11 protein-coding genes are annotated in these 14,529 nt (G+C 61.1%); 5 read left to right on the plus strand and 6 right to left on the minus strand.

Annotated features, from left to right (window positions below; all coding sequences use genetic code 11):
• Positions 1-33: 33 nt before the first annotated feature.
• Positions 34-1,560 carry a sugar ABC transporter ATP-binding protein gene (locus tag U5G49_RS18970; RefSeq protein WP_168298710.1) on the minus strand — a complete coding sequence of 509 codons (1,527 nt, stop codon included), beginning with the start codon at positions 1,558-1,560 and terminating at the stop codon, positions 34-36.
• A gap of 170 nt (positions 1,561-1,730) precedes the next feature.
• On the opposite strand from U5G49_RS18970, the gene U5G49_RS18975 reads away from it, so the two are divergent.
• Positions 1,731-2,762: a LacI family DNA-binding transcriptional regulator gene (locus U5G49_RS18975; protein WP_028733942.1), complete on the plus strand. Its 1,032-nt coding sequence runs from the start codon at positions 1,731-1,733 to the stop codon at positions 2,760-2,762.
• An 81-nt stretch (positions 2,763-2,843) separates the two neighbouring features.
• Here the strand turns inward: U5G49_RS18975 and xylA are convergent, their stop codons facing one another.
• The 5 genes from xylA to U5G49_RS19000 all read right to left on the minus strand — a co-directional run bounded on the left by xylA (position 2,844) and on the right by U5G49_RS19000 (position 9,964).
• A complete protein-coding gene (gene xylA / locus U5G49_RS18980) occupies positions 2,844-4,154 on the minus strand; it encodes a xylose isomerase (RefSeq protein ID WP_193444329.1) in 1,311 nt (436 codons plus the stop codon).
• 154 nt (positions 4,155-4,308) lie between these two features.
• A complete protein-coding gene (xylB, locus tag U5G49_RS18985) occupies positions 4,309-5,763 on the minus strand; it encodes a xylulokinase (protein WP_193444330.1) in 1,455 nt (484 codons plus the stop codon).
• A 21-nt stretch (positions 5,764-5,784) separates the two neighbouring features.
• On the minus strand, positions 5,785-6,810 hold the full coding sequence (locus tag U5G49_RS18990; protein ID WP_193444365.1) for a LacI family DNA-binding transcriptional regulator: 1,026 nt from the start codon (positions 6,808-6,810) through the stop codon (positions 5,785-5,787).
• A 208-nt stretch (positions 6,811-7,018) separates the two neighbouring features.
• Complete coding sequence (locus U5G49_RS18995) at positions 7,019-8,617, minus strand: DHA2 family efflux MFS transporter permease subunit (protein WP_018243623.1); 1,599 nt, start codon at positions 8,615-8,617, stop codon at positions 7,019-7,021.
• A 129-nt stretch (positions 8,618-8,746) separates the two neighbouring features.
• The gene (locus U5G49_RS19000; protein ID WP_028733938.1) at positions 8,747-9,964 is read right to left on the minus strand and encodes an HlyD family secretion protein; all 1,218 of its coding nucleotides are present in this window, start codon (positions 9,962-9,964) and stop codon (positions 8,747-8,749) included.
• Positions 9,965-10,115: 151 nt separating this feature from the next.
• Here U5G49_RS19000 and U5G49_RS19005 point away from each other — a divergent pair, with 151 nt between their 5' ends.
• The 4 genes from U5G49_RS19005 to gltX all read left to right on the plus strand — a co-directional run bounded on the left by U5G49_RS19005 (position 10,116) and on the right by gltX (position 14,520).
• Positions 10,116-10,796, plus strand: coding sequence for a TetR/AcrR family transcriptional regulator (locus tag U5G49_RS19005; protein ID WP_193444331.1), 681 nt, complete (start codon positions 10,116-10,118; stop codon positions 10,794-10,796).
• Positions 10,797-11,004: 208 nt separating this feature from the next.
• Positions 11,005-11,844 (plus strand): AraC family transcriptional regulator, encoded by an 840-nt coding sequence (locus U5G49_RS19010; RefSeq protein ID WP_193444332.1) that lies wholly within the window; start codon positions 11,005-11,007, stop codon positions 11,842-11,844.
• A 214-nt stretch (positions 11,845-12,058) separates the two neighbouring features.
• The gene (locus U5G49_RS19015) at positions 12,059-12,808 is read left to right on the plus strand and encodes a TerC family protein (protein ID WP_026188530.1); all 750 of its coding nucleotides are present in this window, start codon (positions 12,059-12,061) and stop codon (positions 12,806-12,808) included.
• A gap of 245 nt (positions 12,809-13,053) precedes the next feature.
• Positions 13,054-14,520, plus strand: a complete 1,467-nt coding sequence (gltX, locus tag U5G49_RS19020) for a glutamate--tRNA ligase (RefSeq protein WP_018243629.1) — start codon at positions 13,054-13,056, stop codon at positions 14,518-14,520.
• Positions 14,521-14,529: the final 9 nt, after the last annotated feature.

Here is a 14,529-nt window from a genome sequence, read left to right on the forward strand (position 1 = left end):
GTCGTCCTGATCGGTAAAGCCCTGCTTCAGCCTTCAGGCGGCCGCCTTCTTCTTGAGCCCGGCGGCGTAACGCATGATCTCCTGCTCGGAAATCTCGTCTCCTTCGAGCACGCCGACGATACGCCCTTCGCGCATCACCGCCACTCTCGTGCAGAGGCCGATGACCTCCGGCATCTCCGAGGACACGACGATGATCGACCGGCCGTCCCGGGCGAGCGCCGAGATGAAATGATAGATCTGCTGCTTGGTGCCGACATCGATGCCGCGCGTCGGCTCGTCGATGATGATGATATCAGGATCGGTCTCCATGACCTTGGCCAGCAGCAGCTTCTGCTGGTTCCCCCCCGACATCCGGCCGGCGACGATATTGCCGTCGCGAACCCTAATATCGAAGCGGCGCTTGGCCTTTGCCATCGCGGCCGCCTCGCTGCCTGGGCTGAGATAGCCGTGACGAGCGTGCCTTCCGAGCGATTGCAGCGTCAGATTGGTCACCATGCCGGAGCGCAGCAGCAGACCTTTCGACTTGCGGTCCTTGGTCATGTAGGCGAGCCCGCAGCGATTGGCGGCATGCACGTCGCCGGAGGGAACAGTTTCCCCCTTGATGACCACCTCGCCCTCGAGACGGGTCCGCAATCCGGCGATCGCTTCCATCAGTTCGGTGCGGCCCGAGCCGATCATGCCGGAAAAACCGATGATCTCGCCCTTGCGCACCTCGAAGCTCGCATCCTTTACATAGCCCGTCGACACCGAGGCGACGCTGAGGACGATCTCCTCGTCGACATCAGGCTCGACCTTGGCGGGATAGAGGCTGGAAAGTTCGCGGCCAACCATCAGCTGTGCGATCGATTCCCCGTCCAGAATGGACGTCGCCGAAGTCTTGATCCACTGGCCGTCGCGCAGCACCGTGACGCGGTCGGTCAATTCCATCACCTCGTCGAGCTTGTGGGACACGAAGACGAAGCTGGTACCCTGGTCGCGAAGCTTGCGAACCTGCTTGAACAGCATATTGGTCTCTTCCCGCGACAGCACCGCGGTCGGCTCGTCCATGAACACCACCCGCGCATCGCGGCTGATCGCCTTGGCGATTTCGACCATCTGCTTGTCGGCGATGGAAAGCGTGCTGATCAGCGCATTCTCATCGACATGCGAACCGAGCACGTCGAGAACCTTGCGTGTCTCCGACCGCATATATTTGCGGTCGAGCATGCCGAAACGGGTGACTTCGCGCCCGAGAAAGAGGCTTTCCGTCACGGTCAGATGTTCGGCAAGGTTGAATTCCTGGTGAATGATGACGATGCCCAGCGCCTCGGCGGCGCCATTGGGCGGCAGAACGACGGGCTTGCCGTCGAGCAGGATTTCGCCGGAACTCGGCTGTTCGAAACCGGACAAAACCTTGACAAGCGTGGATTTGCCGGCGCCATTTTCACCCATGAGCGCATGGATTTCGCCGGCGCGGAGATCGAAGTTCACGCTGAAGAGGACCTGCACTCCACTGAAGGATTTGCATATGCGCCTGGCGGACAGCACCACGGGTGCGGTGTCGGCGATCTCCACGGTCATCTGATCCTCCCAAAAGCGGCTCCCCGTCCGCTCTGAAGCCTTATGTAAACCTTTACATACATCGTGTAAAGGTTTACATCGTTGATTTACACAGATCAGTTGAAGCCTGCCTTTGACCTCTCGACAAGTCTGTGTAGTGTCGCGGCGAAGACAGCCCAAGGCAGAGCTCAGTGTCGAATTCCACGCCCGCAACCATCGAAGACGTCGCCCGGATCGCCGAGGTCTCTATCGCGACGGTTTCCCGGGCAATCCACATGCCGGAGAAGGTCGCCAACTCCACGCGCCTCAAGGTCAACCAGGCGATCGCCATCACCGGCTATACCACCAATGCCATGGCGCGCAGCCTGAGGCTCGGCCGCTCCAACATGATCCTTGTCGTGGCGCCCGATATCGGCGATCCCAATTTCTCCAACATTCTCGTCGGGCTGGAGAACGAAGCGCGCGCGCACGGCTACGGCATCCTGATCGGCCACACGCAGAACGATGCCCAGCGCGGTCTGGAATATCTGAAATTCTTCAATTCCAACCAGGCGGCCGGATTGATCCTCTTCACCGGTATCCTGCCGTTCGGGCATCAGACGATGACCGCACGGCTGCCGCCGAGCGTCGGTGTTTTCGAGCCCGTCTTCAACGGCGGCATACCCTATGTGGGCGTCGACGATACCGAGGGCGCTCGGAAAGCGGTGGACCTGCTGCTGGCCGAAGGGCATCGCAAGATCGCCTTCATCGGCGATTCGCGCACCCGGCTTGCCTATACCAGGCGCCGCATGGGTTACGATGCCGGTCTCGACGCCGCCGGCATCCCGCCCGACACCAGGATCGTGCTCGAAGGTGACGGCACGATCGAAAGTGGGCGGCATGCGGTTGAACAGCTTTTCATGCGCGACACGCTTCCGACCGCCTTCATGTGCGTCAACGACCAGACGGCGATCGGCGTCATGATCGGGCTCGGCGCGCGAGGCTACGATATTCCGCGGGATTTCTCGGTAACCGGTTTCGACGACGTGCCGCAGGCGGTCTTCATATCGCCGCCGCTGACCACGATCCGCCAGCCGAGAACGGCAATCGGCAAGCAGGCGATGGCGCTGCTGCTCGAACTCCTGTCCGATGGCCGGCCGACCGAAACGGAAATCCTGCTGCGCCCGGATCTGGTGGTTCGAAACTCCGTCTCAGCCCCATCGCGCAACTGGTCGAAACGGTAAACCGATAGAGGCTGAAGGCTTTGCGCCCTCGCCCGGCCGAAGAGGCTTGCGCCGGCGGTCGATGACCGCCGGCGCGCTTCATCAAACGTAACGGTTGACGACGTTCTCCAGCAGTTCCTGCTTGCCGGATCTCGGCTGCGGGTTCACGTCGTGGCTCTCGACATAGTGGGTGATCTCATCCAGCGAATACTCGCCGCGGAAGAGCTTCTGCGCCTCGGCGGATTCCCAGCCGGCATAACGATCGGCGAGCGGCTGCGACAGAGCCTTGTCCTCGATCATCTTGGCGGCGGCCTTCAGGCCGCGGGCGCAGCAATCCATGCCGCCGATATGGCCGATCAGCAAATCCGCCGGGTCGAGAGACTGACGGCGAAGCTTCGAGTCGAAGTTGGTGCCGCCGGTCTTGAATCCGCCACCTGCGAGAACATGGTAATAGGCGAGCGCCATTTCCGGAACATTGTTCGGGAACTGGTCGGTATCCCAGCCGGACTGGTAGTCGTTGCGGTTCATGTCGATCGAGCCGAAGATACCGAGTGCATTGGCAAGCGCCAGCTCGTGCTCGAAGGAGTGGCCGGCAAGGATCGCGTGGCCCTGCTCGATATTGAGCTTCACCTCGTTTTCAAGGCCCTGCTTCTTGAGGAAGCCATAGACGGTCGCGACGTCGTAATCATACTGGTGCTTGGTCGGCTCCTGCGGCTTCGGCTCGATCAGGATCGTGCCCTTGTAGCCGATCTTGTGCTTGTATTCGACCACGAGGTTGAGGAAGCGGCCGAGCTGGTCGAGCTCGCGGCCGATATCGGTGTTGAGCAGCGTCTCGTAACCTTCGCGGCCGCCCCAGAGCACGTAGTTTTCGCCGCCGAGCTTCTGCGTGGCATCGATGCAGGTCTTTACCGTCGCAGCTGCGAAAGCAAAGACGTCAGGATCCGGATTGGTCGCAGCGCCCGACATATAGCGGCGGTGGGAGAAGAGGTTCGCCGTGCCCCAGAGCAGCTTGGTGCCGGTTGCGGCCTGCTTCTCGGCGAAATAATCGACGATCTCGTTGAGGTTCTTGGTGTTTTCGGCGAAGTTCTTGCCCTCAGGACGCACGTCGGCGTCATGGAAGCAGTAGTAAGGCGAGCCGAGCAGCGAGAAGAATTCGAAGGCGACGTCGGCCTTGAGCTTGGCGGCCTTCATCGTGTCCTCGAACCACGGACGCAGGAAGGTCTGGCCACCGAACGGGTCGCCGCCCGGCCAGGTGAAGGTGTGCCAATAGGCCACCGCAAAGCGCAGATGGTCTTCCATGCGCTTGCCCATGACGATCTCGTCCGGCTGGTAGTAGCGGAAGGCCAGCGGATTGGTGCTGTCCGGGCCTTCGTATTTTACTTTCTGGATATCGCCGAAAAATCCGGTGCTCATGTTGGTTCTCCTTGGGTTCACTCTTGTCTGTTGTTCCGTGGGGCCCCCTCACCCTACCCTCTCCCCGCTGGCGAGAGGGAAAGAGGCGCCGCTGCTGGTCTCTCCTCCCCTTGGGGAGAGGGTGCAGGCAGGCGGATCGGCGGCTGCCCAAATATCAATGCGCCAGCGACTTGATCGCCGGGTAGAGCGCGCGGTAGCGCTTGTAAGCATCCTCATAAGCGCCGCTCAGTGCCGACACCGGCTCGATCGTTCCGGCTGTTACCGGCGGCGTGCAGACGGCAATGGGATCTGCCCCCGTTGCTGCGATCAGGCCGAGGCGGGCTGCGCCAAAGGCCGCGCCGAAATCGCCGTCGGCCGGCAGGTCGACCGGAACGCCGAGCGCGGTCGCGATCGACGCCAGCCAGTAACGCGAGCGCGAACCACCCCCGATCGCCGTGACCCGGGATATGCCGGTGCCGGCCGAGCGCAGCGCTTCGAGATTGTCGCGAATGGCGAAGGCGACACCTTCGAGCACTGCCTGGGTCAGAACGATACGGCTGCTTTCGTGTTCGAGGCCGATGAAGGCGCCGCGGATGACGGCATCATTGTGCGGTGTGCGCTCGCCGGAGAGATAAGGCAGGAAGGTGACACCGGTGGGCGCCTTCAGCGTGTCGCCGACCTCGCCGGTAAGATCGGCGGCCGATCTGCCGGTCACACCGGAATGCCAGTTCAGTGCATCGGTCGCCGAGAGGATGACGCCCATCTGGTGCCAGGTGTTCGGCAGCGCGTGGCAGAAGGCATGCACGGCGCTTTCCGGCTTCGGCAGATACGAGCCGTTCGCGGCAAAAAGTACGCCTGATGTGCCGAGCGAGACAAAGGCGGCGCCATCGCTGACCGTGCCCATGCCGCAGGCCGAAGCCGCATTGTCGCCGGCACCACCGGCAACGACGACATCACCTGATATACCCCATTGCGCCGCCAGTTCGGACCGGAGCTTGCCGGCCTGCTCGGTGCCTTCGACAAGCGCCGGCATCTGCTCCTCGGAAAGCTTGGTGGCGGCGAGCAGTTCGGAGGACCAGGCGCGTTTGCCGGTGTCGAGCCAGGAAGTGCCGGCAGAATCCGACATTTCCGAGATATATTCGCCAGTCAGCCAAAGACGCAGGTAGTCCTTCGGCAAGAGCACCTTGGCGATCTTGGCGAAGACATCGGGCTCATGTTTTGCAACCCAGGCGAGCTTCGGCGCCGTGAAGCCGGGAAAGACGATGTTGCCGGTGAGCGCGCGAAAGCGCGGATCGTCATCGAGTGCCGCGGCCTCGACATAGCTGCGGGTGTCGTTCCAGAGGATGCAGGGGCGCAGGACCTTGTCGGAGGCATCGATGAGCGTTGCGCCGTGCATCTGGCCGGAAAGGCCGATGCCCTTGACCGCAGCTAACTCCTTCGGATGTTTTGCCTTGAGGCCGGCGACAGCCTCCTCCGTGGCGCGCACCCAGTGGGCCGGCTCTTGCTCCGACCAGCCGGAATGCGGACGCGAGACGTCGAGCGAACCATTGGCCGAGCCGACGATCTTCTGATCACCGTCGATCAGCATCGCCTTGACGCCGGAGGTTCCGAGATCGAGACCCAGATACATGTGGTATTTCTCCCTTTGCCGTTACGGCAGATTGTCTTTCAGGAATATGTCGAGGCGGATGCGCTCCTGCGCTTCGATGACGGCAAGCCCGTCCGCCTTGGCTTTCAGCACGCGGATTGCGCTGCGCACCTCATGGCCGGCATCCTGGTTGAGGATCGCGTCGATCGTGTTGTCGATGAGTGCTGCACGCGTATGGGCGGTCAGCTCGTGGGCAATCACGGTCAGTATGCGGTCGACGGCCTTCTCCTTCAGAGCCCGGATCAGGCCGCGATTGCCGGCGCCGAGGCTGTAGACGCCGATGATTCCGGCATTCCTCGAAAGCGCGTCAGCGACGAGCATGTGGGCGACCTCGGGGTCGTCGCGGCCTTCGAGAACCGGCAGGATCGCCAGATCAGGAAATTCCTCGGCCATGACTGCGCTAAAGCCCTCCAGCCGCTCGCGATGATCGCGCACCAGCATGGAGCCGGCGAGCACAGCGATCTCGCCCTTTCGCCGCCCAAGAAATCGACCGAGCAGTCGGGCGGCTGTACGGCCGGCCGCGATATTGTCGACGCCGGCATAGTGATGGCGCAGCGAGCCCGTGAGATCGGAAACCAGGGTAACGATGGGAAAGCGCTCGCGCACCAGCCGGTCGACGGCGGCGCGCACCTCAGGCGCATCGGTTGCGACCAGTGCGATGCCACAAGGTTTTCCCTGGGAAAGCCCTTCGAGCACGGAGACGAGGGCGGCCGGATCGAAGGCCGGCACCTCGATGGTGCGGATATCGGTACGCTCGGCCGGCGAGCGGAGAGCGGCCTGCCGGATTTCGGCATTGAGCCCGTACATGAAGGAATTGTCGCTGGCCGGAAGGATGAAGACCAGCGGATAGGTGCGCCCCTTGGCAAGATTGGCGGCGGCGACGTCTCTGACATAACCGAGCTCGCGGATCGCGGTCTCGACCTTTTCCCGCGTGACGTGGCGCACACCGGGGCGCTGATTGAGAACCCGGTCGACAGTCGCGAGACTGACACCGGCGGCAGCGGCGATATCGTGAACTGTTGGCCTCATCATTCCTCCTGACGAGACCATTAGCGCCAATTTTGATGTACGTAAATCAAAAAATCGAATAGGCCAATTTCCGCATTGTTTTCCGGTATTGCCGTCCGCTTCGCACCGATCCGGCCGGCGCTTATCTGCCTGATGGCACGGAGGCCAGAAAACAGCAAACAAAAAGGCCCTCCGAAGAGGGCCTTTTCAAGGGGCGGCAGGCCGGAGGTCAGTGGCCGCCACCGCCTCCCCCGCCTTGCGGCGCGGGTTTCTTGATCATCGCGACACCGAGGATCATGGCAAGGAAGAGTGCGGTCAGGATCAGGAACACGTCGCTGAAGGAGAGGATGATCGCCTGCTTGGTGGCAAGACCGACCATCTGCTTGATCGCGACCGAGGCGCCATCCATGCCATAGGTATTGAAATTGGCGGCCATGTTGTTCATCTGGTCGATCGCCGCCGGATTGCCCCAATCCATATTCTCCCGCAGCCGCTCGTAATGCACGTCCTGCCGATTGGTGAGCACGGTGTTGATGACGGCAAGGCCGACGGCGCCGCCGAGGTTTCTGGTCAGATTGAACAGGCCGGACGCGCCGCGCATGCGCGAGGGCGGCATCGTGCCGAGCGCGATGTTGTTGATCGGCACCATGCACATCATCAGCCCGAAGCCACGCAGGATCTGCGGGATGAACAGTTCGTAGAAATCCCAATCCGCCGTCAGATGCATCATGATGAAAGTGCCGGCAGCGAAACTGACGAAGCCGATCACCATCATCAGGCGCAGGTCCATCTTGGTCGACAACCGGCCGGCGATCGGCGCGGTGAAGAACATCGCAAGTCCGGAGACGAACATCGTCTCGCCGATCATCAATGAGTCATATCCACGGATGCGCCCGAGATAGACCGGATAGATATAGGTGAGGCCATAGAGGCCGATGCCCATGACGAAAGAAAACACCGAGCCGAAGGAAAAATTCCGGTTCGCGAAAGCCTTGAGATCGACGACGGGAAAATCCACCGTGAAGGCGCGATAGAAGAAGACGATGGCTGCAACGCCGGAGGCAACCGCTGCGATGGTGATGGAACTGTCGTTGAACCAATCGTTCGAATTGCCCTCTTCGAGCACATATTCCAGCGCGCCGAGGAACACGCCCATCGAGATCAGCCCCCACCAGTCGAACTTCTTGAAGAGCGACAGTTCCGGCTTGTCGAAATCGATGAAGTTCCAGGTGACGATCGTGACGATGATGCCGGGAACGATATTGACGAGGAACAGCCAATGCCAGGAAAAGGCATGGCTGAGATAACCGCCGACCGTCGGGCCGATAGTCGGCGCCAGCGTCGCGATCAGGCCGATGATCGGCGAGACGATGCTGCGCTTCGACGGCGGGAAGATGGTGAAGGCGGCCGCGAAGACCGACGGGATCATGCCGCCGCCGATGAAGCCCTGGATGACCCGATAGACGATCATCTGGTCGATATTCGTCGCCGTCGCCGCCAGCGCGCTCGCCATGGTGAAGCCGGCGGCCGAGATCGCGAAGAGATAACGCGTCGAGATGATGCGCGCCAACGTGCCAGACAACGGGATCATGATCACTTCCGCGATCAGATAGGACGTCTGCACCCAGCCGATCTCGTCGCTGCCGGCCGAAAGGCCAGCCTGGATCTCCGCAAGCGAGGCCGAAACGATCTGGATGTCGAGGATCGACATGAACATGCCGAGCACCATCGCGAAGAAGGCGATGAGCTTCTTCGGGTCCATGCGCTCGTCGGCATGAGCAGGCGCTGCCGGAATCGTCCCCGCTGTTGCTGTCGCGCTCCCGGCCATCAGACCACCTCCGCCTTTCCAGACCAATTCCGTTTTTCTTCGAATTACGGAATTGCTCTATCTCTTTGTTTTCACGCAATTCCGGGTGCAAAACCGCCTGCACACTTTTGCAGGAATTGCTCTAAAGGCTTACTTGCTCGGCGCCGTACGGGTGTCGACGTCGACGACGACGCTCAGGCCCGCGCGCAGACGCCCGCTGTCGAGCGCATCCTGCGGCAGCGCGATGCGCACTGGCACCCGCTGGATCACCTTGGTGAAATTGCCCGTGGCGTTTTCGGGCGGCAGCATCGAAAACACCGAGCCGGAGGCCGGTGAGATCGATTCGACGGTGCCGACAACAGGATGATCGCTATAGGCATCGACCTGGACGTTGACCTTCGAACCCGGCACCAGATGCTGGATCTGCGTTTCCTTGAAATTGGCGTCGATGTAGAGCTGGCGCACTGGAACGAGTGCCATCAGGCGCTGGCCGGGAGAGACGAGGTCGCCTTCTTGGACGGAGCGGTTGCCGACAATGCCGTCATAAGGCGCCTTGAGCACGGTGAAGGAAAGGTCGCGGACGGCCTTGTCGCGCGAGATTTCCAGCGAACGGACCGAGCCTTCCGCTTCCTTGCGCTGGGCCTGGAGGATGGTGATGTTGGCCTGTGCAGCGGTGATGTTGGCGTCGCCGCCGGCAAGATTGGCCTTGGCCTGGTCGAGGGCGATATTGGCGTTGTCGAGATCGGCGGCGGTGCCGACCGACTTCGCCTGAAGGTCGCTCTGGCGCTTCTGAGTGATCTCGGCACCGCGAACGGCCGCTTCGAGTGCCACCTTCTGCGCCTGCGCCTGCACGAGGCTCGCATTCGCGCCTTCGATCTGCGCGTCGATACGCTGCAGCGAAAGCTGTTCGGTGACGATCTGGGCCTGGGCCAAGTCGAGGGCGTTCTGATAGTCGCCGTTATCAAGCGTGGCAAGCACGTCGCCCGCTTTGACTTCCTGGTTGGCGACAACGTTCACCTTCGCGACGTAGCCCGTGACCTTCGGCGAAATCGTTGCGATATCGCCTTCGATATAGGCGTCGTCGGTCGACACCATGAAGCGGCCGTTCGTCCACCATTCGTAACCATACCAGCCGCCGCCTGCGAGAAGGGCGAGCACGACGATCGGCAGCACCGGGCTGCGGCGCTTCTTTGCTGCCGCAGGTGCGGCGGCGACCGAAGCCGGCGCCGACTGCGCGGGAGCGGAAGGTACTTCGCGGGCTTCCGCCGTCGGAGCTTCTGCAACGGCCGCAACCTCGGCCTTTACCTCTTCGGTCCCGGCGTTTTCGCTGACGATACGCGCGACGTTGCTCTTCTGGTTGCTCGACATAACCACTTTACCGATCTTGGAGTAAATAATCGAACTGAACGGTTCGGTTCAGTTGACTTAAACCTGTTTTATCGTCATATCAAGATGTATAGAACCAAACGGTTCGATTTCTTTAAAGAAAATGCGAAACCGTCAACACGGTTAAGAGGACATGACGCTGAAACCCGACCACGCCGCCGTATTCAGTCCTCCCGCTGCCGGAGGCCGATTTGCCGCAGGCGAAGATCCGGCCAAGCGCCAACAGATCCTCGCCGGCGCCAAGCGCGTCTTCATGAAGATGGGTTTCGATGCCGCCAGCATGAATGACGTGACGCGCGAGGCCGGAGTCTCCAAGGGAACGCTCTACGTCTATTTCACCAACAAGGAAGAGCTGTTTTCGGCGATGATCGAGACCGAGCGCGCCGCCTTCGTGGCGGCCGTGCGCACGGCGCTTGCCGAACATGACGATCCTGAAGCCGGCCTGTACGAATTCGGGATAAGCTTCGTGACCCATATGACCGATGAGAAGGTCATCAACGCCATGCGCACCGTTCTCGGCGTTCGCGACCGCATGCCGGTGCTCTGTCAACGCTTCTTCAAGGGCCCGGTAAACCTGCGCACCATCATGCGCGACTTCCTGGAACGGCAAATCGCCGAAGGCAGGCTGGAGATCGATGACATCGATCTCGCCGCCGGCCAGTTTCTCGATCTCGCCAGCGGTAGTTTCTTCAAACTCCGCCTGTTCGGAAGCATGGAAGAGCCGCCGCCGCGTGACGAAATCGAGCGCGTCATCCGCGGCGCGATCCGGGTCTTCATGGCCGCCTATGGCGTGCGCCGGCACGAGACCGCCTGACTGCACCCTAGACCGCCGCACTCCATCGACCAAAATCCCGCAATAGCGATCAAATCCGGCTGCCGGCTTTTCTTTAAGGAAGAAGCTGCAACACTGCATAATTCCTTAAATCGGAATCGATTTAAGGATAAAATTATGCAGCACTTCAAAGTGTTACAGCGTCCTCTGCGCCTCTCAAAAAGACGCGCGGTGTTGTAGGAGAGTGAGGATGAGCGCCGTCGGGCGGGCGATCTGGTTCATCGAGAGCCATTTCGAAAGCGATATATCGCTGGAAGAGATATCGGAAGCAGCCGGATTGTCGCGCTGCCATCTGTCGCGCGTCTTCGGGCTCGTCACCGGCCACTCGATCAGCGGCTATATAAGAGGGCGGCGCCTCAGCCGCGCCGTGCCCACACTGATCGGCGGTTCATCCACCATTCTCGAGGTTGCGCTTTGCGCGGGCTACGGCTCGCACGAGGCCTTCACCCGTGCCTTCCGCGACCAGTTCGGCATGACGCCGGATGCGGTGCGCAGACAGGGGCACGCCCGTAACCTTGTCTTGCTGGAGCCGATCAGAATGGACCCTGCCCACCTCAACGACCTCGAACCGCCCCGCTTCGAAACCCTCCAACCGATGCTGTTTGCCGGCTTGCAGGAGATTTACCCCTATGGCGGCAACGCCGCCATTCCCTCTCTCTGGCAGAAGTTCAATGCCCATTTCGGTCATATCTCCGGTCAGAAAGGCAATGTCGCCTACGGCATCTGCACGCATATCGACGGCGAAGCGGAGAAATTCCGCTATATGGCCGCGGTCGAAATCTCCGATGCCGACGATCTGCCGGGAGATTTTGCAACGCTCAAGCTTCCAGGCCAGCGCTACGTCGTCTTTGCCCATCGCGGCCACGTCTCCGGCATTCCGGCGACGATGAACCGGATTTTTGGCGCATGGTGGCCGACCTCGGGCCTGGAGCACGGCGAGACACCCGACATGTTCGAACGCTATGACGAGCGCTTTGACCCCTATACGGGCATGGGCGTCACCGAAATCTGGTTGCCGATCAGAGCATGATGCCGAAAAGTGCGAGCGGTTTTCGGACGACGTCATGCTCCAACTCTTTAATTTAGAACAGGATTCAAATTTAAGGCCGACCGGGCCTTAAATCCTGTTCTAGGGAATAAAAGTCACATCGGTTTCGTATACCCTTTGCTGCGCTTGCTTGGCAGGCCGGCAACATTACATTGCGAGCGTCATTCACGCATGTGACGCGAAAGGATATACGCTGATGCAGGAAATCATGACGCTCATTCAGGATCCGGCCGCCTGGGTGGCGCTCATCACGCTGGTGGTGATGGAAGTCGTTCTCGGGATCGACAACCTGATCTTCATTTCCATTCTCACCAACAAACTGCCGCCCGAACACCGCGAGAAGGCCCGCAAGATCGGCATCGGTCTTGCGCTCGTCATGCGTCTCGTCCTGCTCGGCACCATCGCCTGGATCGTGCAACTGACCGAACCGCTGTTTGAAGCCTTCGGCCACGGCTTCTCCTGGAAGGATCTGATCCTGATTGCCGGCGGTCTGTTCCTCGTCTGGAAGGCCACCAAGGAAATTCACCACAGCGTCGACCCCGTGGACCATGAAGAGGATTTCATCGCCAAGTCGGCCACGACAGGCTTTGCATCGGCCATCGGCCAGATTCTGTTGCTCGACCTCGTCTTCTCCGTCGACAGCATCATCACCGCCGTCGGCATGACGCCTCATCTGCCGATCATGGTGGTCGCCGTCGTCGCCGCCGTCACCGTCATGCTTGTTGCCGCGACCCCGCTTGCCAACTTCATCGAGAGGAACCCGACGATCGTCATGCTGGCGCTCGCCTTCCTGCTGATGATCGGCACGACGCTGATCGCCGAAGGCATGGGCTTCCATGTGCCGAAGGGCTACGTCTATGCCGCCATGGCCTTCTCGGCGCTGGTCGAGGTGCTGAACATGATCGCACGCAACGCCCGCAAGCGAAAACGCGACGCCGCGCATTGAGGCTTGGGCACGAGGGCGCGGCGGAACCGACGCGCCCTCACGCACCACCATCAGGCCTTTGCAGGCGTGGTTTTTCTTGACGCGCCCGGTTGAATATGGCCTAAGGCCAGCCGAACGGACGATCGGCGGATAGTGCGGGCGCATGCCCTTTTCCGGCCGGTTTGCCGATGAAGATATCTGCATCCTTCCGGCCGAACGTCGCTTTCCCCATGAAAGCCGTCCGGCATCATTGACGGGCACACACAATGACAGTTTCCGGGACAGCTACCGGCGTCCGCGTTCGCATCGCTCCCTCGCCGACCGGCGAGCCGCATGTCGGCACCGCTTACATCGCTCTCTTCAACTACCTTTTCGCCAAGAAGCACGGCGGCGAGTTCATCCTGCGTATCGAGGATACCGATGCGACGCGCTCGACCCCGGAATTCGAGACGAAGGTGTTGGACGCGCTGAAATGGTGCGGTCTGGAATGGAAGGAAGGCCCCGATATCGGCGGCCCCTACGGCCCCTATCGCCAGTCCGACCGCAAGGAAATGTACCAGCCTTACGGGCAGGAATTGCTGGACAAGGGCCATGCCTTCCGCTGCTTCTGCACACCCGCGCGGCTGGAGCAGATGCGCGAAACCCAGCGCGCCGCCGGCAAGCCGCCGAAGTACGATGGTCTCTGCCTCAACCTCACGGCCGAGGAAGTCACCTCGCGCATGGCCGCCGGCGAGACGACCGTCATCCGCATGAAGATTCCGGCCGAAGGCTCGTGCGACTTCACGGACGGCGTCTACGGCGATGTCTCCATTCCGTGGGATTCGGTCGACATGCAGGTGCTCATCAAGGCCGACGGCATGCCGACCTATCATATGGCCAACGTCATCGACGACCATCTGATGAAGATCACTCACGTCGCACGCGGCGAAGAATGGCTGGCCTCCGTGCCGAAGCACATCCTGCTCTATCGCTATTTCGACTGGGACCAGCCGGTCTTCATGCACTTGTCGCTGATGCGCAATGCCGACAAGTCGAAGCTGTCGAAGCGCAAGAACCCGACCTCGATCTCCTATTATTCCGCGCTTGGCTACATTCCCGAAGCGTTGATGAACTTCCTCGGTCTGTTCTTCGTCCAGATCGCCGAGGGCGAAGAGCTCCTGACGATGGACGAGCTCTCCGAGAAGTTTGACCCGGAAAACCTCTCCAAGGCCGGTGCGATCTTTGACATTCAAAAGCTCGATTGGCTCAATGGCCGCTGGATCCGCGAGAAGCTGTCCGAAGAGGAGTTCCAGGCGCGTGTGCTGACCTGGGCGATGGAAAACGACCGTCTGAAGGAAGGTCTGCGCCTGTCGCAGACGCGCATTTCCAAGCTCGGCGAACTGCCCGATCTCGCCGGCTTCCTGCTGAAGTCCGATCTCGGCCTGCAGCCTTCCGACTTCGCCAAGATCAAGTCACCGCCGGAGGAGATCCTGGAGATCCTCAACACCGTTCAGCCGGATCTCGAAAAGATCCTGGAATGGAACGTCGAGACGATCGAGGCGGAGCTGCGCGCGATCGCCGACCGCATGGGCAAGAAGCTGAAGGTCGTGGTCTCGCCGCTCTTCGTCGCCGTATCCGGCTCATCGCGTTCCCTGCCGCTTTTCGATTCCATGGCGATCCTCGGCCGGTCCGTCGTGCGTCAGCGTCTGAAGCTCGCCTCGCAGGCGGTCGCCGCCCTCGTCGGCTCGAAGTAAGAACAGTCA

Source organism: Rhizobium indigoferae (genome assembly GCF_034554815.1).
GTDB classification, from domain to species: Bacteria; Pseudomonadota; Alphaproteobacteria; order Rhizobiales; family Rhizobiaceae; genus Rhizobium; species Rhizobium leguminosarum.

What these genes read in the sequence shown, in the direction of transcription:
- gltX (WP_018243629.1), top strand. Translation starts at nt 13,054, where the DNA reads ATGACAGTTTCCGGGACAGCTACCGGCGTCCGCGTTCGCATCGCTCCC.
- U5G49_RS19015 (WP_026188530.1), top strand. Translation starts at nt 12,059, where the DNA reads ATGCAGGAAATCATGACGCTCATTCAGGATCCGGCCGCCTGGGTGGCG.
- U5G49_RS18990 (WP_193444365.1), bottom strand. Translation starts at nt 6,810, where the DNA reads ATGAGGCCAACAGTTCACGATATCGCCGCTGCCGCCGGTGTCAGTCTC.
- xylA (WP_193444329.1), bottom strand. Translation starts at nt 4,154, where the DNA reads ATGAGCACCGGATTTTTCGGCGATATCCAGAAAGTAAAATACGAAGGC.
- U5G49_RS18995 (WP_018243623.1), bottom strand. Translation starts at nt 8,617, where the DNA reads ATGGCCGGGAGCGCGACAGCAACAGCGGGGACGATTCCGGCAGCGCCT.
- U5G49_RS18970 (WP_168298710.1), bottom strand. Translation starts at nt 1,560, where the DNA reads ATGACCGTGGAGATCGCCGACACCGCACCCGTGGTGCTGTCCGCCAGG.
- U5G49_RS19010 (WP_193444332.1), top strand. Translation starts at nt 11,005, where the DNA reads ATGAGCGCCGTCGGGCGGGCGATCTGGTTCATCGAGAGCCATTTCGAA.
- U5G49_RS19005 (WP_193444331.1), top strand. Translation starts at nt 10,116, where the DNA reads ATGACGCTGAAACCCGACCACGCCGCCGTATTCAGTCCTCCCGCTGCC.
- U5G49_RS19000 (WP_028733938.1), bottom strand. Translation starts at nt 9,964, where the DNA reads ATGTCGAGCAACCAGAAGAGCAACGTCGCGCGTATCGTCAGCGAAAAC.
- xylB (WP_193444330.1), bottom strand. Translation starts at nt 5,763, where the DNA reads ATGTATCTGGGTCTCGATCTCGGAACCTCCGGCGTCAAGGCGATGCTG.